The sequence below is a fragment of the Natronorubrum bangense genome (genome assembly GCF_004799645.1).
Lineage (GTDB): Archaea > Halobacteriota > Halobacteria > Halobacteriales > Natrialbaceae > Natronorubrum > Natronorubrum bangense.
In genome coordinates this window covers 139252-157135 of sequence record NZ_CP031307.1, presented here as the reverse complement: position 1 = coordinate 157135, position 17884 = coordinate 139252, and the positions used below count along the sequence as shown (strand labels likewise).

The window sequence follows — 17884 nt, the reverse complement described above, 5'->3', positions numbered from 1 at the left end:
CGGACGAGTAGTACGTCACGAGAGCTGAACCGTCCACACAGTGAACACGGTGTAAACGGTCTACACTGTGTGCTGATGTTCTCGCCACCAATCTTCCAACTATACACAGACAACGAAAGTATCGACGCCGAAAACCGCTGTGTCGCAATCAAAACGTGGGATCTTGTGCCAGCTCACCGCTCCAGCACGAAGTTGCTCCCTGGGTCGGCTGCTGACTCGAGGACGACCGTCTCGCCAGCAGTCATCGAATCGCCGACATCGACAGCGACGTCCTCGAGGTCCACTGTAGGTGGAAAGAGCAGATCGACACGACTGCCGAATGCGATGTGACCGAGTCGATCACCGCGGTCGACGTCGTCGCCGCGTTCGGTGTAGGGGTGGATGCGTCGGGCGAACGCCCCAGCGATGAAGGTGACTTCGGCATCGCTCGTTGGTTCATCCTGATTCTGTGTCGTGTCCGTGGCTGGCTCCGCAGCCGCAGGTAGATTCGGTGACGCCGTCTCGAAGCGGACGTGAACCCGTTCGTTGCGATCTGACTCTTTCGAGAAGGCGGGACGGTTTGCACCTGAAACGTGCTCGACGTCGGTCACCGTGGCGTCGAACGGCGCACGGATGACGTGAACGTGCCAGACGTTCATGAAGACGCCCAATCGAACGCGGTCGCCTTCCTCGCGGAGCACGGAGACGGTCCCGTCGGCAGGTGAAACCACACCAGTCGGTGGCGGCGTTCGCTCGGGATCACGAAAGAACGCAAGCGTCCCAGCACTGGCTGCGAGTGCAAGGAGGCTCGCCGTCACGCTAAACACGAGTGCAAACGGCGCAACGAGCAGGGGCAAAATGGCATACTTCCAGGCCCCCGGCGCGAATTTCATGTTCCAATAGACGCAATCGGTTCGTATGGCCGTTACGATGGAGCACGCCAGCGTCGGTTCGATTCAAGTGGCCCGTTGGGCACCCTCGGCAGGTTGAAGCGTAAACGAGAACGTCGATCCGTCGCCGGGTTCGGAGTCGACCCAGATCTCGCCGCCATGGCGCTCGACGATCCGCTGACAGAGCGCGAGGCCGATTCCCGTCCCATCGTACTCCGAGCGACTGTGGAGTCGCTGGAACACCTGAAAGATTTGCGTGGTGTCCTCAGGGTCGATACCGATTCCCTCGTCACGGACCGAAACTGTCCACACCGAATCAGTTCGCTCGGCATCGATGTGGACCTGCGGTAGGTCGTCGCCGCTGTACTCGATCGCGTTCGACAGGAGGTTCTGGAACAACTGCCGGAGCTGGCCGGCGTCACCCTGTACCTCGGGCAACGATGCCGCCGTAATCTCGGCGTCGTGCTGGTCGATCATCAGTTGCAGGTCAGTCAGAACATCCTCGAGTATCGCATCGAGGTCGACGGCTTCGAGCGGCGCGCCTTTCGAGTCGATCCGAGAGTACTCGAGGAGTCCGTCGATCATGTCGCGCATCCGTTCAGCGCCGTCGACGGCGAACTGGATGAACTCTTCACCGTCGGAATCGAGTTCGTCGGCGTACCGACGCTCGAGGAGCTGGAGATAACTCGAAACCATCCGCAACGGCTCCTGCATATCGTGGGAGGCCGCGTAGGCGAACTGCTCTAACCGCTCGTTCGAGACCTCGAGTTCGGCGACCGTGTCGTTGAGTCGGCGCTCGTACGCCTGGCGTTCGAGTGCCGTCGCGATAATCGTCACAGCACTCTCGAGAAAGTCGACGTCGTGGCCGGCGAACTCCCGTTCGGTGGTGCCGTAGACGGCGAGGACACCCGGCGAGTCGGTCGTCGGTCCGATCGGAACGCCGATGCCACTCCTGATGCCGTGGGCGGTCAGTGCAGTCGAATCGGGAACCCGAGAATCGGTCTCGAACGATTCGACGACGATCGGTTCGCGTGCGGCAAGCGTGGCGTCGGGCAGCGAGTCAGTACTCGAGCGCTGGATTTCAGTCTCGAGGACAGCATCGTCACAGCCAACGTGTGAGCGAACCCGGAACGCGTCGTCGGTGCCATCCGTCTCGGCGTCGTAGACGACACAGCACTCGAGATCCAGTGCCGCAGCGACCAGCTCAGTCGCGTTCTCGAGGAGGGCATCGGTATCCCTGTTCTCGAGTGCGTGTCGACCGAGGTAGGCGATCGACTCGAGTTGGGCGACCTTCGCCTTAAGCGTTCGTTCGGCCTCCTTTCGCGGCGAAATATTACGGAACAGCCCCACGAAGTAGCGGTCGTCATCGTACCAGAATTCGTTGAGCGACACCCCAAGTGGGACCTCGTGGCCCGCCTTGTGTTGGCCCGGAAGTTCGACGTACGTCCAGTTTATTTTCTTCTCGCCGGTCTCGAGATACTGCTGTAACGCGTCGATGTGGGCCTGTCGAAGCCGTGGCGGGATGATCGTGACCTTGCTGGAGCCGACCAGTTCGTCGGGTGTATGCCCGAGAATGCGTTCGACAGCGGGATTGGCATACTGGATGTCACTGTTCGTATCCAGAACGATGATCCCATCGGGGAGCGCCTCGGCGAGCGCCTGAAACGTCCGCCCGTACGTGAACTCGGACGACGAGACGGATTCCGTCGGCGTTGCTCGACGGTTGACGAGGCCGACGATCCGTGACTCGTCGCCGTCAGTCCCGACGCGCTCGAGATGGATCTCGACGGAACGTCTCGTCTCCACACTGGTTCGAATCGAAACTGTCGTTGAGACCGGGCTCGCCGCGTCGTCGGCAACAAGTGACTCGAGCGACGGGAGATCGTCCTCGACGAGCGTCGAGAACGTGGTTCCACGCAGCTCCGGGCGGCTGTACCCGGTCAACGACACGAAGGCGTCATTGGCGTCGATGATCGTGCCGTCCGCGTGCATCCAAACGCTGGCGATACCCGCCGCTGTGAGGAGCGATCCCCTCTCGTGGTCGGAGAGGCTCGACCCATCGCTGTGGTCCGTATTTCCGGCAGAGGGAGGCGGACCGAATTCCATTGCGCATGATTGGCTTGTCGCCATCATAAGGGCTGGGTTCACCGGAAAGAACACTCTCGTTCAGCAGTGATACCGTCGGTTAGTTATGATACTGCCGGACAACACGATTCACGCACCGATCGCACGCGAACGATCGTTGCCGGGGGCAACGAGCCGTGAGACGCGGTCGGCCGGTTACTGACCGTTGTCTGGCAGTCTGACCGTCGCAGCCGCCTCAATCCCAGAACGATTGGGTTCTGGCATACTCGCGTTCTTTCGAGAGGATGTCGCGATAGAACTCGGCTTCATCCTCTCGGAGCTTGTTGATGATCCGGGCAGCGTTGTGTGGGCCAACACCGCGAGCAGCCATCGCGATAACGGCCTGTCTGCCGTGGCTCTGAACGAGGCTCGCGCTCCGATACGCGCGTTCGGTCATCGACGCCTGTTCGTCGTCTTTTTCCTCGGCGCGGACCGCCTGGACGACCTCATCGGCCCACGGGTTCAGCGACGCGATCCGAGTGGAGCCACAGTCGGGACACTCGGGCTGGTCAGCGACGCGTCTGACCTTCGTTTTCGCCTGCCACTCGGTGCAGTGGGTACAGAGCAGAATGATTCGGTCGTTTTGCAGCCGCTCTTTGACCGTCTTGATCACGCTTGCGTCCGCGTTTTCGGGTGCCAGAAGCTCTTTGCCGCTGGATCGACCACCCTGACCGACCGGCGTTCGGCCCCGATGAGTGACGAGCTCTAGCTCGTCTGACTGGAGTCGCTCGAGAACGTCACTCGCCCGGTCGACATCGAGATCCTCGTGAAACACCTCACGGACCGCCTCCTCGTACATGGGCGTGTCCTCGAGCGCTGCCAGCAGGCGCTCGTTCGACAGTCGCCCGGAGCCGGCGTTCTGCCAGCGTTTGAGCGCGCCGAATTTGGCCGACACCTGTGCGAGACGGAACGCAAGCGCATCCGAGCGCTTGAGTCCGAGTTCAATGATCGCCTCGACGTGGTCGGGATCGGTGTCTTCGAGGACGGCCAGCACGTCACTGGTCGCGACCGAGGTCGGCACCTCGAGTTCGATCCGGTAGGGGTCCGTCTCGAGACCCACGGACGAGCCAGCCTGCTGGCCGAGCAGCGAGGAGAGCACGCGACCGAGCGTCTCGTTTATCATGTGTCCAAACGGCGCGTTCAGGACGATGGTTCGGCCCTGACGCTCGAGGACGAGCCGATCCACCGTCGGCATCGGTGCCTCGGCTTCGAGCTGGCGCTCGAGTTGTCCGCAGGCTTCGGTGAGCGTGTACTCGTCGGCCGGGTATCGATGGGCGAGTTCCCTCGAGACGGCTCCAGCGTCAGCGCCAGCCGACAGCTGTGGCTCGGCCACCGCGCGGATCTCACCGACTTCGCCGGCGACGGCCGCAGGGACGGGGATCTCCTGACCGGTCCAAGACGGCACCTCCCCAGCGGGATCCTCGATCGGACTGACTTTCACGCGACACTCCTCGTCGTCGATTTCGGCGATGCGCCACATCTCGCCACGCTGGATGAACACCTCGCCGGGCTGGGCGAAGTTGACCACGAACCGCTCGTCTAACGTCCCGATCTGGGTGCTCGAGGCGATGTCGTGGACCTCGTAGGACTCCTCGTCGGGGATCATCGAGAGATTGGCGTAGACGTACTGCCAGGTGCCGCCTGTGGCCCCAAGAGAGTCTTCGCTTTCATCGAACCAGACGATTCGATTGCGATGCAGTTCCGAGACGACCTCGCGGAACGTTTCTTCGGGAAGGTCACGGAACGGGTACGCGCGCGTAACCGTCTCGTAGGCCTCGCAAAGCGGTGTCGAGCCGCGGCTCTGGACGAACCCCGGAATCTGGTTTGCGACCACGTCGAGACTCCCCTCGTGGATCGCCGCCGGTTCGACCTCGCCATCTCGAGCCCGGCGGGCGATCGCAACCGCCTCGAGCGTGTCGTCGGGCCGGGTCGTGACGATGGTCCCACTCGAGACCGCGTCTTGGCGGTGGCCTGCACGCCCGATTCGCTGGAGGAGTCGAGTCACCTGGCGGGGACTCTGATACTGAATCACGTGGTCGACGCGGCCGACGTCGATCCCCAGTTCCATCGAGGACGTACAGAGTAGGCCCTCGAGGTCGCCGGCTTTGAACCGGTCTTCGACATCGATTCGGGCCTCCTTCGAGAGTGAGCCGTGATGGACGCCGATCGGTAAGTCGAGTTCGGTGAATCTCGAGCCAAGTGCTTCCGCCGTCTGACGCGTGTTGACGAAGATCAGTGTCGACTCGTGTTTCGCGACGAGGTTCCGGATCAGTCGAACGTGGCTGGCCGTGTCGGGTTCGGTCATCAACTCGCCCGCCAGCCGTTCGTCTTCGTCGGTGATCTCGGGTTCGCGGACGGTGACGTCGATGTTGCTGCCGACGTCGATCTCCCGGATCTCGCAGGGTCGACCCCCAGTAAGGAACTGGCCGACTTCGTCCGGATCGCCGACCGTCGCCGAGAGGCCGATTCGCTGGATCGGCCCCGCCAGATCCTGCAAGCGCTCGAGGCCAACGGCGAGTTGGGCGCCGCGTTTTGACGCCGCGAGTTCGTGGACCTCGTCGATCACGACGTGGGAGACGTCCTGTAGGGCCCCCCGCAGGCGTTCCCCGGTGAGCATCGCCTGGAGGGTTTCGGGCGTCGTCACCAGCACGTCCGGTGGGTTCTCCGCTTGCTTCCCGCGCTGGTACTGGGTCGTATCGCCGTGACGGACGTCGACCGCGAGGTCGAGGTACTCGCCCCACCACTCGAGGCGTTCGCGCATGTCGCGGTTGAGCGCCCGCAGCGGAGTAACGTAGAGCGCGCCGAATCCCTCGGGTGGGTCCTCGAGCAGGTGATCGAAGACCGGCAACATCGCTGTCTCGGTCTTGCCACTTCCAGTCGGCGCGATCACGAGCGTCTGCTGGCCGGCCGACAGCGGCGGAATCGCCAGTTGTTGTGGTGGCGTCGGCCTCGAGAAGCCGCGTTCAGAGAGCGCCCCACGAACCGTCGATCCGAGGTGCGTAAACGCTGCGACATCCCCGTCAGTCATCGAAACGCGTTAGGGACGAGAGGCGGATAAACACCACGTTCTGTGCAACTCGAGCGGCTGAAGGCGAGAGAGCAGCGGCTGCAATCGATACGGCGCGGCGTCGTCTGCGCTGTCGACCTCACTCCTCGTCGTCGGTGCTGTCGCTCTCGGCGTCGGGTTCGGACGGCGAGTCGGTATCGACTTCGTCGACGAGTTCCTCCGCGACGTCCTCGTCGACTGCCATCTCGCCCGGTTCCGCCGGTTCCTCCTGAACGTCTGATTCGGCACGCTCGGCGATTTCGTCGGCCGAGCGCTCGCCGTCAGTGTACTCGGCGTTCGTCTCCGCGTCGTCGATCACATCGTCGTCATCGTCGGCCGTCTCTGGTGGCGACTCGGCGTCGGATTCGGGGTCGTCGCTCTCGGATTCCCCGATCGGAATCGTCGCGACCTCGTCGGCCCGATCCAGTGTCTCGGTCGCAGCCTGGGTTGGGTCGTCCGGGACCGCATCCGTGGCTCGGTCTCGCATCTCGTCGATGGCGTCATCGCTTGAGCCACGCACTCGAGCGACGATGTAGGCGACAAGGAAGACACCGACCGCGATCAACAGATATCTCCCGAGGCGACCGCCTAACGAGCGCCCGGCCGCTGACTCCGTCCTGAACGCCGGTACTGCTCCGCTGTCAAGAGCTGTTCGAACTCCCATTACGTGGTCTCCCACGTCGGCCGGGAAGTGCGTTGGGGGGACTCGAGTCGGCAGTGACCGACCGGGGTTGAGAAACAGCCACTCGAAAGGCGGACGACGAACACTCAAGGACATCGACAGCGGCCTCGAGTCAGGCAGACGACACCGTTTGTTACACGACGTTTAGATATTGCATGTAATTTCTTTGATCACCGACTGGTTGAATTCGGTTCGAAATCTGGCACGAATGTTATTTGCGGACCAATATCTATTCATGCGTGTACTCTGAATTGTCATCGTACAGCATGGCAAGCGAGATTACACCACAGGAACTTCCCGAGCCACGATACGAGTACGGGGCTGATGACCACGTATTCGTCGAGCTCGCGGAGGAAATGAGTTTTACTGCAAATTTTAAGGCGATGGCGATTACCCAACAGGTCGCCGAGCGAGATATTGACGGGATCATCGAGAACTGTCCGGCCAACGCCTCCTACATGCTTCGCATCGATCCCGGCGTCATCCATCCGGACGACGTAATCGCGGAACTCAAAGCGATCGAATCGGAACTGGACATCGAGAACTACGAGTGGGACACCCGCGTCATCGACATTCCCGTCCTGTTTGAGGATCCATGGACCCACGAGACGCTCATGGAGTTCCGTGACCGCCATCAGGATCCGGACGGGACCGACCTCGAGTATTCAGCCCAACTCAACGGGTTTGACGACGTCGAAGCGTTCCTCGATGCGTTCGTCTCGGCACCGCATATGGTCACGATGGTCGGGTTCGTTCCGGGGCTGCCGTGGTGTTTCCAGATGGTACCACGAGACCAGCAACTCGAGGTGCCCAAATACGTCGAGCCACGGACCGACACGCCGAGCCGTGCGGTCGGCTTCGGTGGTGCGTTCTCGGTTATCTACCCAGTACAGGGTGCTGGAGGGTATCAGCTGTACGGTCGGACCCCTGTCGAAGTGCTCGACGTCGACCAGCAGTTGGCCGACTTCAGCGACTCGATGGTGTTGCCAAACCCCGGCGACATCCTGAACTACAGACGGATCGACCGCGAGGAGTACGACGCGATCCGCGAGGAGGTCGAGGCCGGAACGTACGAGTACACCTACGAGCGCGTGAACTTCTCGACTGAGGAGTTCTTCGAATCGCCACTCGAGTACAACGAACAACTCACGGAGGAAATCGCATGATCACCATTCAGGAGGGCGGGATCGCGAGTACGGTACAGGACCGCGGGCGTTTTGGCCACTACCACATCGGCATGCCGCCATCGGGAGCGATGGATAAGTACGCCCACACGGTCGCAAACTATCTCGTCGGCAACGACGCCGACGCCGCGACGATTGAGATGACCTACCAGGGGATCACGGCGACGTTCGACAAAGATGCTGTCATCGCCATCACCGGTGCCGACATGTCGCCGAGTCTCAACGGTGAGTCGATCGGAACGTGGGAGACCGTCGCCGTCGACGCCGGTGACGAACTCGAGTTAGCGTTTGCCACCGAAGGCGCACGTGCGTATCTCGCCGTCTCCGGTGGCGTCGACGTCCCGAAAGTGATGGGCAGTCGCTCGACGTACACCCTCGTCGGGATCGGCGGTCACGAAGGGCGCGGGCTCGAGGAGGGAGACGAACTGCCGATCGGCGACGCCGACGGCACCGCGACAGAACTGGTCGGGACGCAACTCGACGACGAGTACATTCCGGCGTATGCTGACGAAGACACCGTCCGTGTCGTCCTCGGTCTCACCGGCTACCGGCTGACCGAGGAGAGCAAGGAGACACTCTGTGAGGCCGAGTGGACGGTCTCACCGGAAGCCGACCGAATCGGCTACAGACTCGAGGGACCGGAGATGGAGTTCAAAGAGCGCGAACAGCCGTTCGGTGCCGGAACCGATCCATCGAACGTCGTCGACCTCGGCTACCCAATTGGCTCGATCCAGATGCCCCAGAAACCGATCGTTCTCCTGCAAGATGCAGTCACGGGCGGAGGGTACGCGACCGTCGGCACCGTTATCAGCGCCGACCGCGGGCTGCTCGCACAGCGACAGACGCACAAGTCGGTGTACTTCGAGGATGTCGATGTCGACGAAGCACTCGCTGCCCGCAAAGAACGCGACGAACGCCTCGAGACGATTCGAGCCGAAATCGAATCGGCGGACTGACAGCCAACAGTCCGACACGAATCCGAACGAAAGCCGAAGCAAAGAAGCTAATCCAGACCGAGTTCAACACACAACACACACTATGTCCGATAAAACAACAGTCAACTCACCGATGCCGGGCGTTTTCTATCGCCGTCCAGATCCCGAGGACCCGCCGTTTGCCGAAGCGGGAGACACCGTCGAGGAAGGCGAGACGATCGGTCTCGTCGAAGTAATGAAAAACTTTCACGACATCGAAGCCGACACCGCAGGGACGATCAGCGAGTTCCTGGTCGACGACGAAGCCGAGATCGAAGCCGACCAAGCGCTCGTCACGATCGAGTGACGGCCTCGAGCGAGAAGTCAACGGTCGAAAACCAGTAGCCGGAGACAGCGCTTCGCTATCAGCAGAATCGATCGTCAGCTCGTTTTGAGTGAACTGCCGACTGGGACGTCTCGAGCCAGCCTGCGTCGACGTCATCCGGGGCGTCGAACTGGGGGACAAACGGTTTGATGTCCAACAGCGGTGTTCCGTCCACGACATCAACGCCGTTGACAGTTATCTCCCGACCGGTGACGGTGTCGATTTCGACGACTGAGAGGCCGATCGGATTCGGTCGTTGTGGCGCACGGGTCGCAAAGAGTCCTCGTTCAGTCTCATCCAGAAATGGCTCGACCGTCAACGAGACGTCGTCGTCGGACGCATGGAAATGATACAGCAAGATACAGTGAGAAAATTCCGCTAGATCCTGCAATCCCGCCGCGTACCGTGGCGCAAGTTCGACAGTGCCTGTCGCATCCGCGCCGGCCGGTTGAATCGGCATCCCTTCGGGCGACTCGAACGGTGTGTGGATCACGCCGATCGGATCGTACTCGAGTTTGTCGTCTGCCATACGTAGAGAGCAGTCGCGGAGCGACAAAGCAATGATCCATTCACACGAGACTCGAAGTGGGGTCGGTCGATGACCCGACAGGACTGTCTCTCACTCGAACAGGGAGCCGACGATTCGAATGGAAGCCGAATCGCTGCTGGATAGATGAATGACAGGTGAATATTCAGCACTTCGTTAGACAGCCTGACGGAAGATATATGCGCGATTGTGATAGAATTACACCCATGGCAACGATCGATATCAACTGCGATATGGGCGAGAGCTTCGGCAACTGGCAGATGGGAAACGACGAGACCGTCATGCCCTACATCACGTCCGCGAACATCGCCGGCGGCTATCACGCGGGAGATCCCCACGTCATGCGCGAGACAGTCGAGTTGGCCGCCGAACACGACGTTGGCATCGGCGTTCATCCTGGCCTGCCGGACAAAATGGGGTTCGGACGCCGGAAGATCGATGCCAGCCCGGAGGAGGTACGGGATTATGTCGTCTACCAGCTCGGTGCGCTGACGGCGTTTGCACGCCGCCACGGGGCGACCGTCCAGCACGTCAAACCGCACGGAGCGATGTACTCGATGCTCTCAGAAAGTCCCGACCACGCCCGTGCGGTCATGGAGGGCATGCTCGAGGTCGACGACGACCTCATCTATCTTGCCACAGATATGAACATCTACGAGGTCGCACAGGACGTCGATGGCCTCCGAGCTGTCTTCGAGGGCTACGTCGATCTGGACTACCGAGCCGATCGCTCCCTGATCGTCGAACAGACGCTCGAGGATCGCGATCCGGAACTCGTCGCTGATCGATTCGTCTCGATCGCTACCGAGGGCGTCGTCGAGGCGGCAAACGGTGAGGAGATATCGATTCCGGCAGACAGTATCTGTATCCACGGCGACAATCCGAACGCCGTCGCAGTGCTCGAGGCCATTCACGACCGCGTCGAGGAGAACGATATCGATCTCGTCTCGTTGCCCGAGCTCGTCTAACGGCATCGACACCATAGAACAAAAGACGGCGACGGTTTCTGTACAGCCTGCAAACGGGTGTGGGCCGACGACTTACTCGGCGAGCAGATCCTTTTCGACGTACGTCGTCGTGTGCTCGTTTGCGAGAAATCCCTCATCCTCGAGTAGCATCTCGTGGAACGGGACCGTCGTCGGCACGCCCTCGATGGTGGTCTCCTCGAGAGCACGCTTACCGCGGGCGATCGCTTCGGCTCTGTCCTGACCAGTGACGACCAGTTTCGCGAACATCGAGTCGTAGAAGGGGGCGATCGAATCGCCCTCATCGACACCGTCATCGACACGCACCCCGATCCCGCGGGCCGGCCGGTAGGTCGACAACGTGCCAGGCAGCGGAATGAAGTCGTTGTCGGGGTCTTCAGCGTTGATCCGGAACTCGATGGCCGCGCCACGGGGATCGATCTCGTCCTGGGGGAAGCTGAGTTCCTCGCCGGCAGCGACGCGAAGTTGCCATTTGACCAGGTCGATCCCGGTGAGCTGTTCAGTGACGGTGTGTTCGACCTGAATCCGAGCGTTGACCTCGATGAAGTAGAACTCACCGTTCTCATAGAGGAACTCGACCGTCCCGGCGTTGACGTAGTCCGCCGAGGCAGCACCCCGACAGGCGGCTTCACAGAGTTCCTCGCGGGTGTCTTCGTCTAATACCGGCGACGGCGACTCCTCGAGGAGTTTCTGCTGACGACGCTGGATGCTGCAATCGCGCTCACCGAGATGTCTGATATTACCGTGTTTATCACCGATAATCTGCACTTCGATGTGCCGTGGATCCTCAAGGAATCGCTCGAGATAGACGCTGGGGTTGTCGAAGTACGCCTCTCCCTCACGAATCGCCTCCTGTAGTTTCGACTCGATCTCCGAGGAGTCGGTGGCGATCTTGAGGCCGCGACCGCCGCCGCCGCCGTCGGCTTTGATCGCGATTGGATAGCCGTGTTCCTCGCCGAACGCCTCGACCTCGGCTGGCGACGACACCGGCTCTGTCGTCCCTGGAACGATCGGCACATCCGCTGCCTCCATAATCTGTCGAGCTTTGGTCTTCTCGCCGAAGTTGGCCATCACGTCACTCGGTGGACCGATCCACTCGAACGCGCTGTTTTCGACGTTGGCAGCGAACGATTCGCTCTCTGCAAGAAAGCCGTACCCCGGATGAATCGCATCAGCGTCGGCCGCACGCGCAGCCTCGAGGAGCGCGTCCTGGTCGAGATAGCTCTCTTTTGCTTTCGAGCTGCCGATATGGTAGGCGTCGTCGGCCAGCCGAACGTGTTTGGCGTCCTCGTCCGCATCGCTGTAGACTGCCACTGCTTCGATACCGAGTTCCGTGCATGCCTGGATGATTCGAACGGCGATTTCGTCGCGGTTCGCGATCAACACCCTTTCGAACACAATATAGCGTATTGGGAACCATTGGCAAATAAGTCTAACTTCTCATGTGTTGTTGGATGAGATTCATATGAAAACAGGATTGTGAGATTGTAGATACTAAGCAATGCGGCTCACGGGAGGTCATTCGACTCAGCGAAGCTCAGTTCCACTCGCGGCGATCGCACGGCTGGCGTTCACAAGTGACGGGCTGTACAGCCCGTTCGTAGTCGAGACCGGCGTCGGCGTGTCGTAGTGGATCATGGGTACTGCCGACGAAGTATTCTCCTGCAGTTGATTTTCGTCCGAACAGGTGCCGTTCGTTCGAATGGTGTTTATCCAGCCGTTGCTTCACGCGAGATATGGACGAGCGCAGCATTCGTATTCTACAGGCGATCGCGACACTCAAAACGGGAAGCCCAGACGAAATCGCGGCGCACACCGATATCCCGAAGTCGACGGTCCACTATCGGATCACGAAGCTCAAAGAGGAGGGGATCGTGCTTGACGACCTGTTCGATGTCGACCTCGAGAAGCTCGATCTCGAGATTACCGTCATTACGGAGGTCATCGCAGAGTACGGCGAACAGTACCACACACAGGTTGGTGAGAAACTCGCCGAGATCGAAGGGGTCAATCAGGTCTATTTCACGATGGGAGAGACTGACTTCGTCGTGATCGCACACCTCGCGGACCGAGAGATGGTTCACCGTCTGATCAGCGACTACGAGAGCATCAACGAAGTCGTCCGGACGAGTTCACAGTTCGTCGTCGAGACGGTCAAAAACGAGCCACACCCACTCAACGACTTCGAGTTGGAGACGCTAGTGGAGACCACAGTCGATCTCGACTGACCACGATCCGAAAGCGCGCTCGAGGTCGCATAGCGTGTCGAAATGGCTGCCTACTGTCTGTAATATCTTGTTTACTCGCTGTTAGCACGTTCATATTTACAATTAAATATGTGACTTTCACAACTGATGACACAACAACACTCACGAGTGCGTCAGCGAACGTTCGTGGGACAACAACCGAGTTGCTTCGATAAGCGCCAGCACGTGCGAGTTGGACGGGCAAACGGAGCTCACATCAGGACAGGTCGATAATCATGTCCCGATCACGCACACTTGTCGCAACTGGCCTCTTCATTTTGCTCTGTATCGGATTTGTTGGGGTCGCCGCAATTGGCGGTGCGAGCAGCGATTCGGCCGCGAACCCGGCTGCAACGCTTCCCGATTCGGACACCGAGAGCGGCAACGTCTCTGAAGATGCGTACGTCGAGCCGGCACCTGAACCGGACGACGTGTACTACGAAGCGAGTGACGGCAACTGGGTCAGTTATCTTAATCCACGCGACGAGTACCGGACACCGTATCTCGGTGACGCATCCGGAAAACTCTGTGTCACGCTGCTGAACGAAGCGGGTGAGCCAATCGTCGGCGAGACCGTTCCGAACACGACCGTGACGATCCCGACCGGTGAACCGCTATCCTGGCACGCCGATACTGATCCAATGGCCGTCAACTATCCACTCACCGACCACTACGAACGGGAACTCGACGCCGACCAGTTCGGCACGACCGACGATCTTCCACAGGGCAACGGCTACATGGACTCACACTGCATCGAGTGGCACGGCCTCCCCGAGGACGAAACCGTCGAGTACGGCGAAGTCGAAATCGAGGGCGAGCACGCCGACAAAATCGAGGTCGTCGGCTACATCCAACAGGCACACGACACGTGGGATACCGATGTCGATCCGATCGAAGATGCCGAGTCGTACGAAGACGCTGGTGGCGGCTGGACATACCACGAAGACGGCTCACATGGGCAAGCCGTTGCTGTCCTCCAACTCGATAGCGAAGTGACTGGTGCCGATGGTGAACCCATAGCCGACGATTCGAACGCGAGTGACGACGACAACGACTCGGCGACCACAGGCGAGACGAACGACGATGATGGCGGAGCCGACGACGAGCTTCCTGGCTTCGGCATCACCACCGCGATTGTCGCGCTTGCACTCATCGCGCTTGTCGGTTCTCGCCGCTTTACGCACTAACAGCGACCCTCCGCTGGCTGTTTCTCATCGGAACCCACCTCGAGGGGACTGTCACAGTTCCCCCGTTCGAGCGCGTTCGTCGTTCATGCTCTCGAATCGGTTCGGGTTTCGGACGAATCCAACGTCGCCTGCCCCGCCTGGAGCGTTGCAGCGAGTCCAACCAGTGGGACTTTGACAATCCACTCGAGAGAGCCTACCAATGACAGTCACCAACGAATCGGACGATCCCCAAGTGCCGATCGTCTGTACTGAATGTGAAACGACCTCGCGTGTGCCACTGGCCGACGTGGCCGACGCAGTCGACAGACACAACGAGCAGCTTCACGATGGCGACGAGGTCGCCGCCGTCGATCCCGATGTCGCCGACCAGATCGCCGACCTCGTGGCCACCGAACTGGGACTGCTCGAGGAGTAGAGTCAGGTCAAGCCAGCCAGTGGACTCACTTCTGCCAGAGCGACGAGCGAATCGCCTCGAGGATGGAACGTGACTCGTCGTCCGAGTCATCACGTTTGGTCACGAACCCATTCTCGTCCGCCGAGTCGTCGAGTCGGACGTCGGGTCGTTTCGAGTCCATGAGTTGACGGTACGACGAGGAGGAGAACAAACGGTCACCTTGCAAACGAAACGCCGGCCGGCGGTTCGATCCATCCCCGTGGCGTGTAATGTGACAGGAGCGTGCGACCGTGAGCAAAACGAGATGAAGGCGACCGATCGTGCTCAGATGACGTCGAGAATGACGATTGCGAGATAGAGCTGTCCGAGGCCAGCAACGATCATGACCCCTCCTGCAATACGTTTGAGAGTCTTGCTGTGTGCGGCCAGCCGGCCGGCACTTGCGACCAGTCCCATCCCCGTCGCGACGGTCAGCGAAACCATCAGCAACACGACGCTCCCGACGTAGGTGCCGATAACGATCGCCGCTGACAGCGGCGGCAGGGACAGTCCTCGAGCCACCACACCGACAAACAACGGTGCAACACAGCCCGCCGCTGCCAGGGCGTAGCCGGCACCGAAGATACCGAATCCGAGCACACCTGAACGGCGTTTGGGGAGTGCAAACGACAACGAGGGGGCACGGTCGAGGACGATCAACACGCCGAACACGACCAGGATTGCGCCGACGATCGGCTCAAACAAGGTGATGTTCGACAGTGTCGAGTGGCCGATCCAGAACGCTGCACCCAACAAGAGCACAAAGGTCACAAGTACACCGACACCCGCGACGAGCCCACGGCTGAGCGCGCCGGAAAGCGATGCCTCCTCTCCTTCGGTCTGGCTCACATAGAACCCGACGTATCCCGGCAAGAGTGGGTATGCACAGGGCGAAAAAAACGTTGCGACGCCCGCCGTCAGCGCAAACGCGATTGTCGGGAGGAGTGCTGCATCAATCATGATTACTCCTCGGCCTCGAGCACCTGTTCGATTCCATCGACCAGTTCGTCTGCAGTCTTGACACCGGAGTCACCCCACTGGACTCGTCCCGAGGTGTCGAGCACGACGGCCGTTGGGAATCCGCCCTGAAGATAGCGAGCCGTGAGTTCGGATGCTGGATCGAGAGCGAGCGTCCAGTTGCCGTCGTTTTCCTCCCACCACTCGACGAGTTCTGCCTCGGTGAGTGCGCCGTTTTCGCCGACGTTCTCGTTAGTGATAGAACAAAACACCACGTCATCACCGATACGTTCGTTTGCTTCGGCGAGTGCCGGCATCTGTTCGATACACGGTCCACACCACGTCCCAAAGAAATCCACGAACGTCACCTGATCGGGATCAGGCACGAGCATCGTTCCGGCATCGCTTCCAGGGGCGTCGACTGTTTCGATCTCGAGTGGGTCATAAGCGTCGCCGTCGGCGTCCTCATCAAGCAGCGACTCGGTGGACGGAAGCCCATACACCGCAATCGCACCAGCGCCGGTGACGACACCAACACTGCCGAGTCCGGCGAGAACATCTCGACGGCGCATTCTTACTCCACCCCGATGATCGTCCGCATCTCTTCGACGACCGTTTCGGGACTAACTGCACGGTCGGATTGGACCGCACCGTCGTACGCGCGTTCGACGATGCCGTCCTCGTTGACGAGTGTGATCAGGTTGTTGTGACCGAAGGTGTACTCGCCATGATCGTGGTCATCGTCGTGATCATGGTCGTGGTCGTCGTCTTCGTCGACTCGTCTGAGTGCCAATCCGAACGTATCGCTCGCCAACGTCTCGGCCTCGTCGTAAGTGTCGGGTCGAAGGAAATGCCAGTTGTCGGCCTCGTAGTCGATACTCCGTTCGGTAGCGTACTCTCGGAGGACGTCCGGCGTATCACGTTCCGGATCGAACGTAAAGGCGAGCAATCCGACATCGTCGGAATAACCGTGCTCAACAGCGTCTTCCTGTACCTGCCGCAGCCGCAAGAGCAAGGCAGGACAGGCACCGTCGGGACAGGTCGTGAAGAAATACGTCATCACGAACGGGCGCTCACCGACGAGGTCGTCAAGCGAGACAGTCGTCTCTGCGATTGGGTCGGGGATCGAAAACGACGGGAACGCTTCGCCGTGAATCGGATAGCTCGGATCACCGCGGGCTTGTTCTGGCGGATCTAAGACCGTGTCACTGTCGCCAGACGAGAGGGGGCTACCGAAGCTATCACCAAGACAGCCCGACAGACCAGCAGCTCCGGTTGCACCCAGCGCTCCAATGTACGAACGCCTGTTCATGCGTGGAACTTGGAACGAGCAAGCAAAGCCTCGTTGGTTTGTTCATGGAAAACAGCATCTCGATCTGTTGGTCGTTGCCATGATCGTTTCGACCGCCGAGCCAACAGGCGTTTTGTCACTGCCTTTCCAGCTCGGGTATACTGAATCGTCGGGGCTTCCTGCGTGGAACAACCGTGGCCGGCAGTGTTGGGGTTGCTGGCTGTCTCGAGCGACTCGGCTTCGAAGAACAGTCCACTTGGTCGAATCCACCCCTCGTCGAAACGGACACCGTCTTTCCGGTGAACGTCCAACTCGAGGTGCTTCACGATGGTGATTCGACGGGCGAACAGCGCTCTCCCTGGTCGATGCTCTTCCAGCGGATGGTTTCATTGGCGGTCGAGGCGGATACCCCGACACCATACAACGATATTATCCTCCCGCTTGCGTCGCTGAGCGTAACGATCGAACAAGATGGCACGAACGTCCTCGAGGATGAACCGCTAACGGTGTCCGTCGACACCCCACCACAGATCTCACGACACGACGGTTACGAAACGACATTTTTCGGGTTCGAGGACGTGACCGACATCGTGTGAACACACTGAAACAGAGACACAACTCATCGAAATCGGTCCGAAACTGATCGTACGACTGGGATAACTATCGGAGTGTGTCGAATACGGTCAGGGCATGTCTCAGTCAGACCACTCAGAGATGCGTATCGGGTGCCCGGAGTGTGATACAGCAATCAACGCATCCGTCCCACCGGGGCCAGGGATCGACGAAGAGAGTCACTCCCACCGGCTGCAAGGGACCGAAGCGACGTGTCAAAACTGTGGGCACGAACTCGAACTCTACTACTACTGACGATCAAACTCAGCTCCCGGCGATCAAACGCCACCACTACTGGCGAGCGCAGCTGACTCCTGACTCGAGTGTCGAGTCGGAACCGACGAGTATCGAACCAGATACGAGACTGGAGTCTCGAAAAAACATCCGGCCCGGGATCCGACGACTCCAACAAACACACACC

Annotated in this window: 19 protein-coding genes; 9 read left to right on the top strand and 10 right to left on the bottom strand. The window is 60.1% G+C overall.

Annotated features, from left to right (window positions below; translation table 11 throughout):
- Positions 1-173: 173 nt before the first annotated feature.
- From DV706_RS19985 to DV706_RS19970, 4 genes are all read right to left on the bottom strand, one after another.
- Positions 174-872: a protein sorting system archaetidylserine decarboxylase gene (locus DV706_RS19985; RefSeq protein WP_006067232.1), complete on the bottom strand. Its 699-nt coding sequence runs from the start codon at positions 870-872 to the stop codon at positions 174-176.
- Positions 873-935: 63 nt separating this feature from the next.
- Positions 936-2975: a PAS domain-containing sensor histidine kinase gene (locus tag DV706_RS19980; RefSeq protein ID WP_049889924.1), complete on the bottom strand. Its 2040-nt coding sequence runs from the start codon at positions 2973-2975 to the stop codon at positions 936-938.
- 214 nt (positions 2976-3189) lie between these two features.
- Complete coding sequence (locus DV706_RS19975) at positions 3190-6021, bottom strand: DEAD/DEAH box helicase (RefSeq protein ID WP_006067235.1); 2832 nt, start codon at positions 6019-6021, stop codon at positions 3190-3192.
- Positions 6022-6139: 118 nt separating this feature from the next.
- The gene (locus DV706_RS19970) at positions 6140-6703 is read right to left on the bottom strand and encodes a hypothetical protein (RefSeq protein WP_006067236.1); all 564 of its coding nucleotides are present in this window, start codon (positions 6701-6703) and stop codon (positions 6140-6142) included.
- A 284-nt stretch (positions 6704-6987) separates the two neighbouring features.
- Between DV706_RS19970 and DV706_RS19965 the strand changes: the two genes are divergently transcribed.
- The 3 genes from DV706_RS19965 to DV706_RS19955 all read left to right on the top strand — a co-directional run bounded on the left by DV706_RS19965 (position 6988) and on the right by DV706_RS19955 (position 9186).
- A complete protein-coding gene (locus DV706_RS19965) occupies positions 6988-7887 on the top strand; it encodes a 5-oxoprolinase subunit B family protein (protein WP_006067237.1) in 900 nt (299 codons plus the stop codon).
- Positions 7884-8861 (top strand): 5-oxoprolinase subunit C family protein, encoded by a 978-nt coding sequence (locus DV706_RS19960; RefSeq protein WP_006067238.1) that lies wholly within the window; start codon positions 7884-7886, stop codon positions 8859-8861. The genes DV706_RS19965 and DV706_RS19960 overlap by 4 nt, the downstream gene beginning before the upstream one ends.
- Positions 8862-8943: 82 nt before the next feature.
- Positions 8944-9186 (top strand): acetyl-CoA carboxylase, encoded by a 243-nt coding sequence (locus DV706_RS19955; protein ID WP_006067239.1) that lies wholly within the window; start codon positions 8944-8946, stop codon positions 9184-9186.
- 58 nt (positions 9187-9244) lie between these two features.
- Here DV706_RS19955 and tsaA read toward each other — a convergent pair whose 3' ends face one another.
- Positions 9245-9733 (bottom strand): tRNA (N6-threonylcarbamoyladenosine(37)-N6)-methyltransferase TrmO, encoded by a 489-nt coding sequence (gene tsaA, locus DV706_RS19950; RefSeq protein ID WP_006067240.1) that lies wholly within the window; start codon positions 9731-9733, stop codon positions 9245-9247.
- A 224-nt stretch (positions 9734-9957) separates the two neighbouring features.
- On the opposite strand from tsaA, the gene DV706_RS19945 reads away from it, so the two are divergent.
- The gene (locus DV706_RS19945; protein WP_006067241.1) at positions 9958-10719 is read left to right on the top strand and encodes a LamB/YcsF family protein; all 762 of its coding nucleotides are present in this window, start codon (positions 9958-9960) and stop codon (positions 10717-10719) included.
- Positions 10720-10791: 72 nt separating this feature from the next.
- On the opposite strand, the gene DV706_RS19940 is transcribed toward DV706_RS19945, so the two are convergent.
- The gene (locus DV706_RS19940; protein WP_049889926.1) at positions 10792-12135 is read right to left on the bottom strand and encodes an acetyl-CoA carboxylase biotin carboxylase subunit; all 1344 of its coding nucleotides are present in this window, start codon (positions 12133-12135) and stop codon (positions 10792-10794) included.
- A 338-nt stretch (positions 12136-12473) separates the two neighbouring features.
- Here DV706_RS19940 and DV706_RS19935 point away from each other — a divergent pair, with 338 nt between their 5' ends.
- The 3 genes from DV706_RS19935 to DV706_RS19925 all read left to right on the top strand — a co-directional run bounded on the left by DV706_RS19935 (position 12474) and on the right by DV706_RS19925 (position 14585).
- On the top strand, positions 12474-12965 hold the full coding sequence (locus DV706_RS19935; protein WP_006067243.1) for an Lrp/AsnC family transcriptional regulator: 492 nt from the start codon (positions 12474-12476) through the stop codon (positions 12963-12965).
- 254 nt (positions 12966-13219) lie between these two features.
- The gene (locus DV706_RS19930) at positions 13220-14170 is read left to right on the top strand and encodes a PGF-CTERM sorting domain-containing protein (protein ID WP_006067244.1); all 951 of its coding nucleotides are present in this window, start codon (positions 13220-13222) and stop codon (positions 14168-14170) included.
- A gap of 199 nt (positions 14171-14369) precedes the next feature.
- Positions 14370-14585: a hypothetical protein gene (locus tag DV706_RS19925; RefSeq protein ID WP_006067245.1), complete on the top strand. Its 216-nt coding sequence runs from the start codon at positions 14370-14372 to the stop codon at positions 14583-14585.
- A gap of 25 nt (positions 14586-14610) precedes the next feature.
- On the opposite strand, the gene DV706_RS22375 is transcribed toward DV706_RS19925, so the two are convergent.
- The 4 genes from DV706_RS22375 to DV706_RS19910 form a co-directional block, all read right to left on the bottom strand.
- Complete coding sequence (locus tag DV706_RS22375) at positions 14611-14745, bottom strand: hypothetical protein (RefSeq protein ID WP_275040557.1); 135 nt, start codon at positions 14743-14745, stop codon at positions 14611-14613.
- Between the two features lie 143 nt (positions 14746-14888).
- The gene (locus DV706_RS19920) at positions 14889-15563 is read right to left on the bottom strand and encodes a cytochrome c biogenesis CcdA family protein (protein WP_006067246.1); all 675 of its coding nucleotides are present in this window, start codon (positions 15561-15563) and stop codon (positions 14889-14891) included.
- Between the two features lie 2 nt (positions 15564-15565).
- The gene (locus DV706_RS19915; RefSeq protein ID WP_006067247.1) at positions 15566-16132 is read right to left on the bottom strand and encodes a TlpA family protein disulfide reductase; all 567 of its coding nucleotides are present in this window, start codon (positions 16130-16132) and stop codon (positions 15566-15568) included.
- Between the two features lie 2 nt (positions 16133-16134).
- Positions 16135-16872 carry an SCO family protein gene (locus DV706_RS19910; RefSeq protein WP_006067248.1) on the bottom strand — a complete coding sequence of 246 codons (738 nt, stop codon included), beginning with the start codon at positions 16870-16872 and terminating at the stop codon, positions 16135-16137.
- A gap of 137 nt (positions 16873-17009) precedes the next feature.
- Between DV706_RS19910 and DV706_RS19905 the strand changes: the two genes are divergently transcribed.
- Positions 17010-17447, top strand: a complete 438-nt coding sequence (locus DV706_RS19905; protein ID WP_338043271.1) for a DUF7350 domain-containing protein — start codon at positions 17010-17012, stop codon at positions 17445-17447.
- Between the two features lie 94 nt (positions 17448-17541).
- Entirely contained in the window at positions 17542-17718 is a 177-nt protein-coding gene (locus DV706_RS21580) for a hypothetical protein (protein ID WP_006067250.1), read from the top strand.
- The last annotated feature ends 166 nt before the right edge of the window (positions 17719-17884 follow it).

Bases quoted from the DNA above. Each gene is read 5' to 3' on its own strand.
- DV706_RS19985 (WP_006067232.1), bottom strand. From the start codon at position 872: ATGAAATTCGCGCCGGGGGCCTGGAAGTATGCCATTTTGCCCCTGCTC.
- DV706_RS19980 (WP_049889924.1), bottom strand. From the start codon at position 2,975: ATGGAATTCGGTCCGCCTCCCTCTGCCGGAAATACGGACCACAGCGAT.
- DV706_RS19965 (WP_006067237.1), top strand. From the start codon at position 6,988: ATGGCAAGCGAGATTACACCACAGGAACTTCCCGAGCCACGATACGAG.
- DV706_RS19925 (WP_006067245.1), top strand. From the start codon at position 14,370: ATGACAGTCACCAACGAATCGGACGATCCCCAAGTGCCGATCGTCTGT.
- DV706_RS19970 (WP_006067236.1), bottom strand. From the start codon at position 6,703: ATGGGAGTTCGAACAGCTCTTGACAGCGGAGCAGTACCGGCGTTCAGG.
- DV706_RS21580 (WP_006067250.1), top strand. From the start codon at position 17,542: ATGTCTCAGTCAGACCACTCAGAGATGCGTATCGGGTGCCCGGAGTGT.
- DV706_RS19955 (WP_006067239.1), top strand. From the start codon at position 8,944: ATGTCCGATAAAACAACAGTCAACTCACCGATGCCGGGCGTTTTCTAT.
- DV706_RS19945 (WP_006067241.1), top strand. From the start codon at position 9,958: ATGGCAACGATCGATATCAACTGCGATATGGGCGAGAGCTTCGGCAAC.
- DV706_RS19910 (WP_006067248.1), bottom strand. From the start codon at position 16,872: ATGAACAGGCGTTCGTACATTGGAGCGCTGGGTGCAACCGGAGCTGCT.
- DV706_RS19915 (WP_006067247.1), bottom strand. From the start codon at position 16,132: ATGCGCCGTCGAGATGTTCTCGCCGGACTCGGCAGTGTTGGTGTCGTC.
- tsaA (WP_006067240.1), bottom strand. From the start codon at position 9,733: ATGGCAGACGACAAACTCGAGTACGATCCGATCGGCGTGATCCACACA.
- DV706_RS22375 (WP_275040557.1), bottom strand. From the start codon at position 14,745: ATGGACTCGAAACGACCCGACGTCCGACTCGACGACTCGGCGGACGAG.
- DV706_RS19920 (WP_006067246.1), bottom strand. From the start codon at position 15,563: ATGATTGATGCAGCACTCCTCCCGACAATCGCGTTTGCGCTGACGGCG.
- DV706_RS19975 (WP_006067235.1), bottom strand. From the start codon at position 6,021: ATGACTGACGGGGATGTCGCAGCGTTTACGCACCTCGGATCGACGGTT.
- DV706_RS19930 (WP_006067244.1), top strand. From the start codon at position 13,220: ATGTCCCGATCACGCACACTTGTCGCAACTGGCCTCTTCATTTTGCTC.
- DV706_RS19960 (WP_006067238.1), top strand. From the start codon at position 7,884: ATGATCACCATTCAGGAGGGCGGGATCGCGAGTACGGTACAGGACCGC.
- DV706_RS19935 (WP_006067243.1), top strand. From the start codon at position 12,474: ATGGACGAGCGCAGCATTCGTATTCTACAGGCGATCGCGACACTCAAA.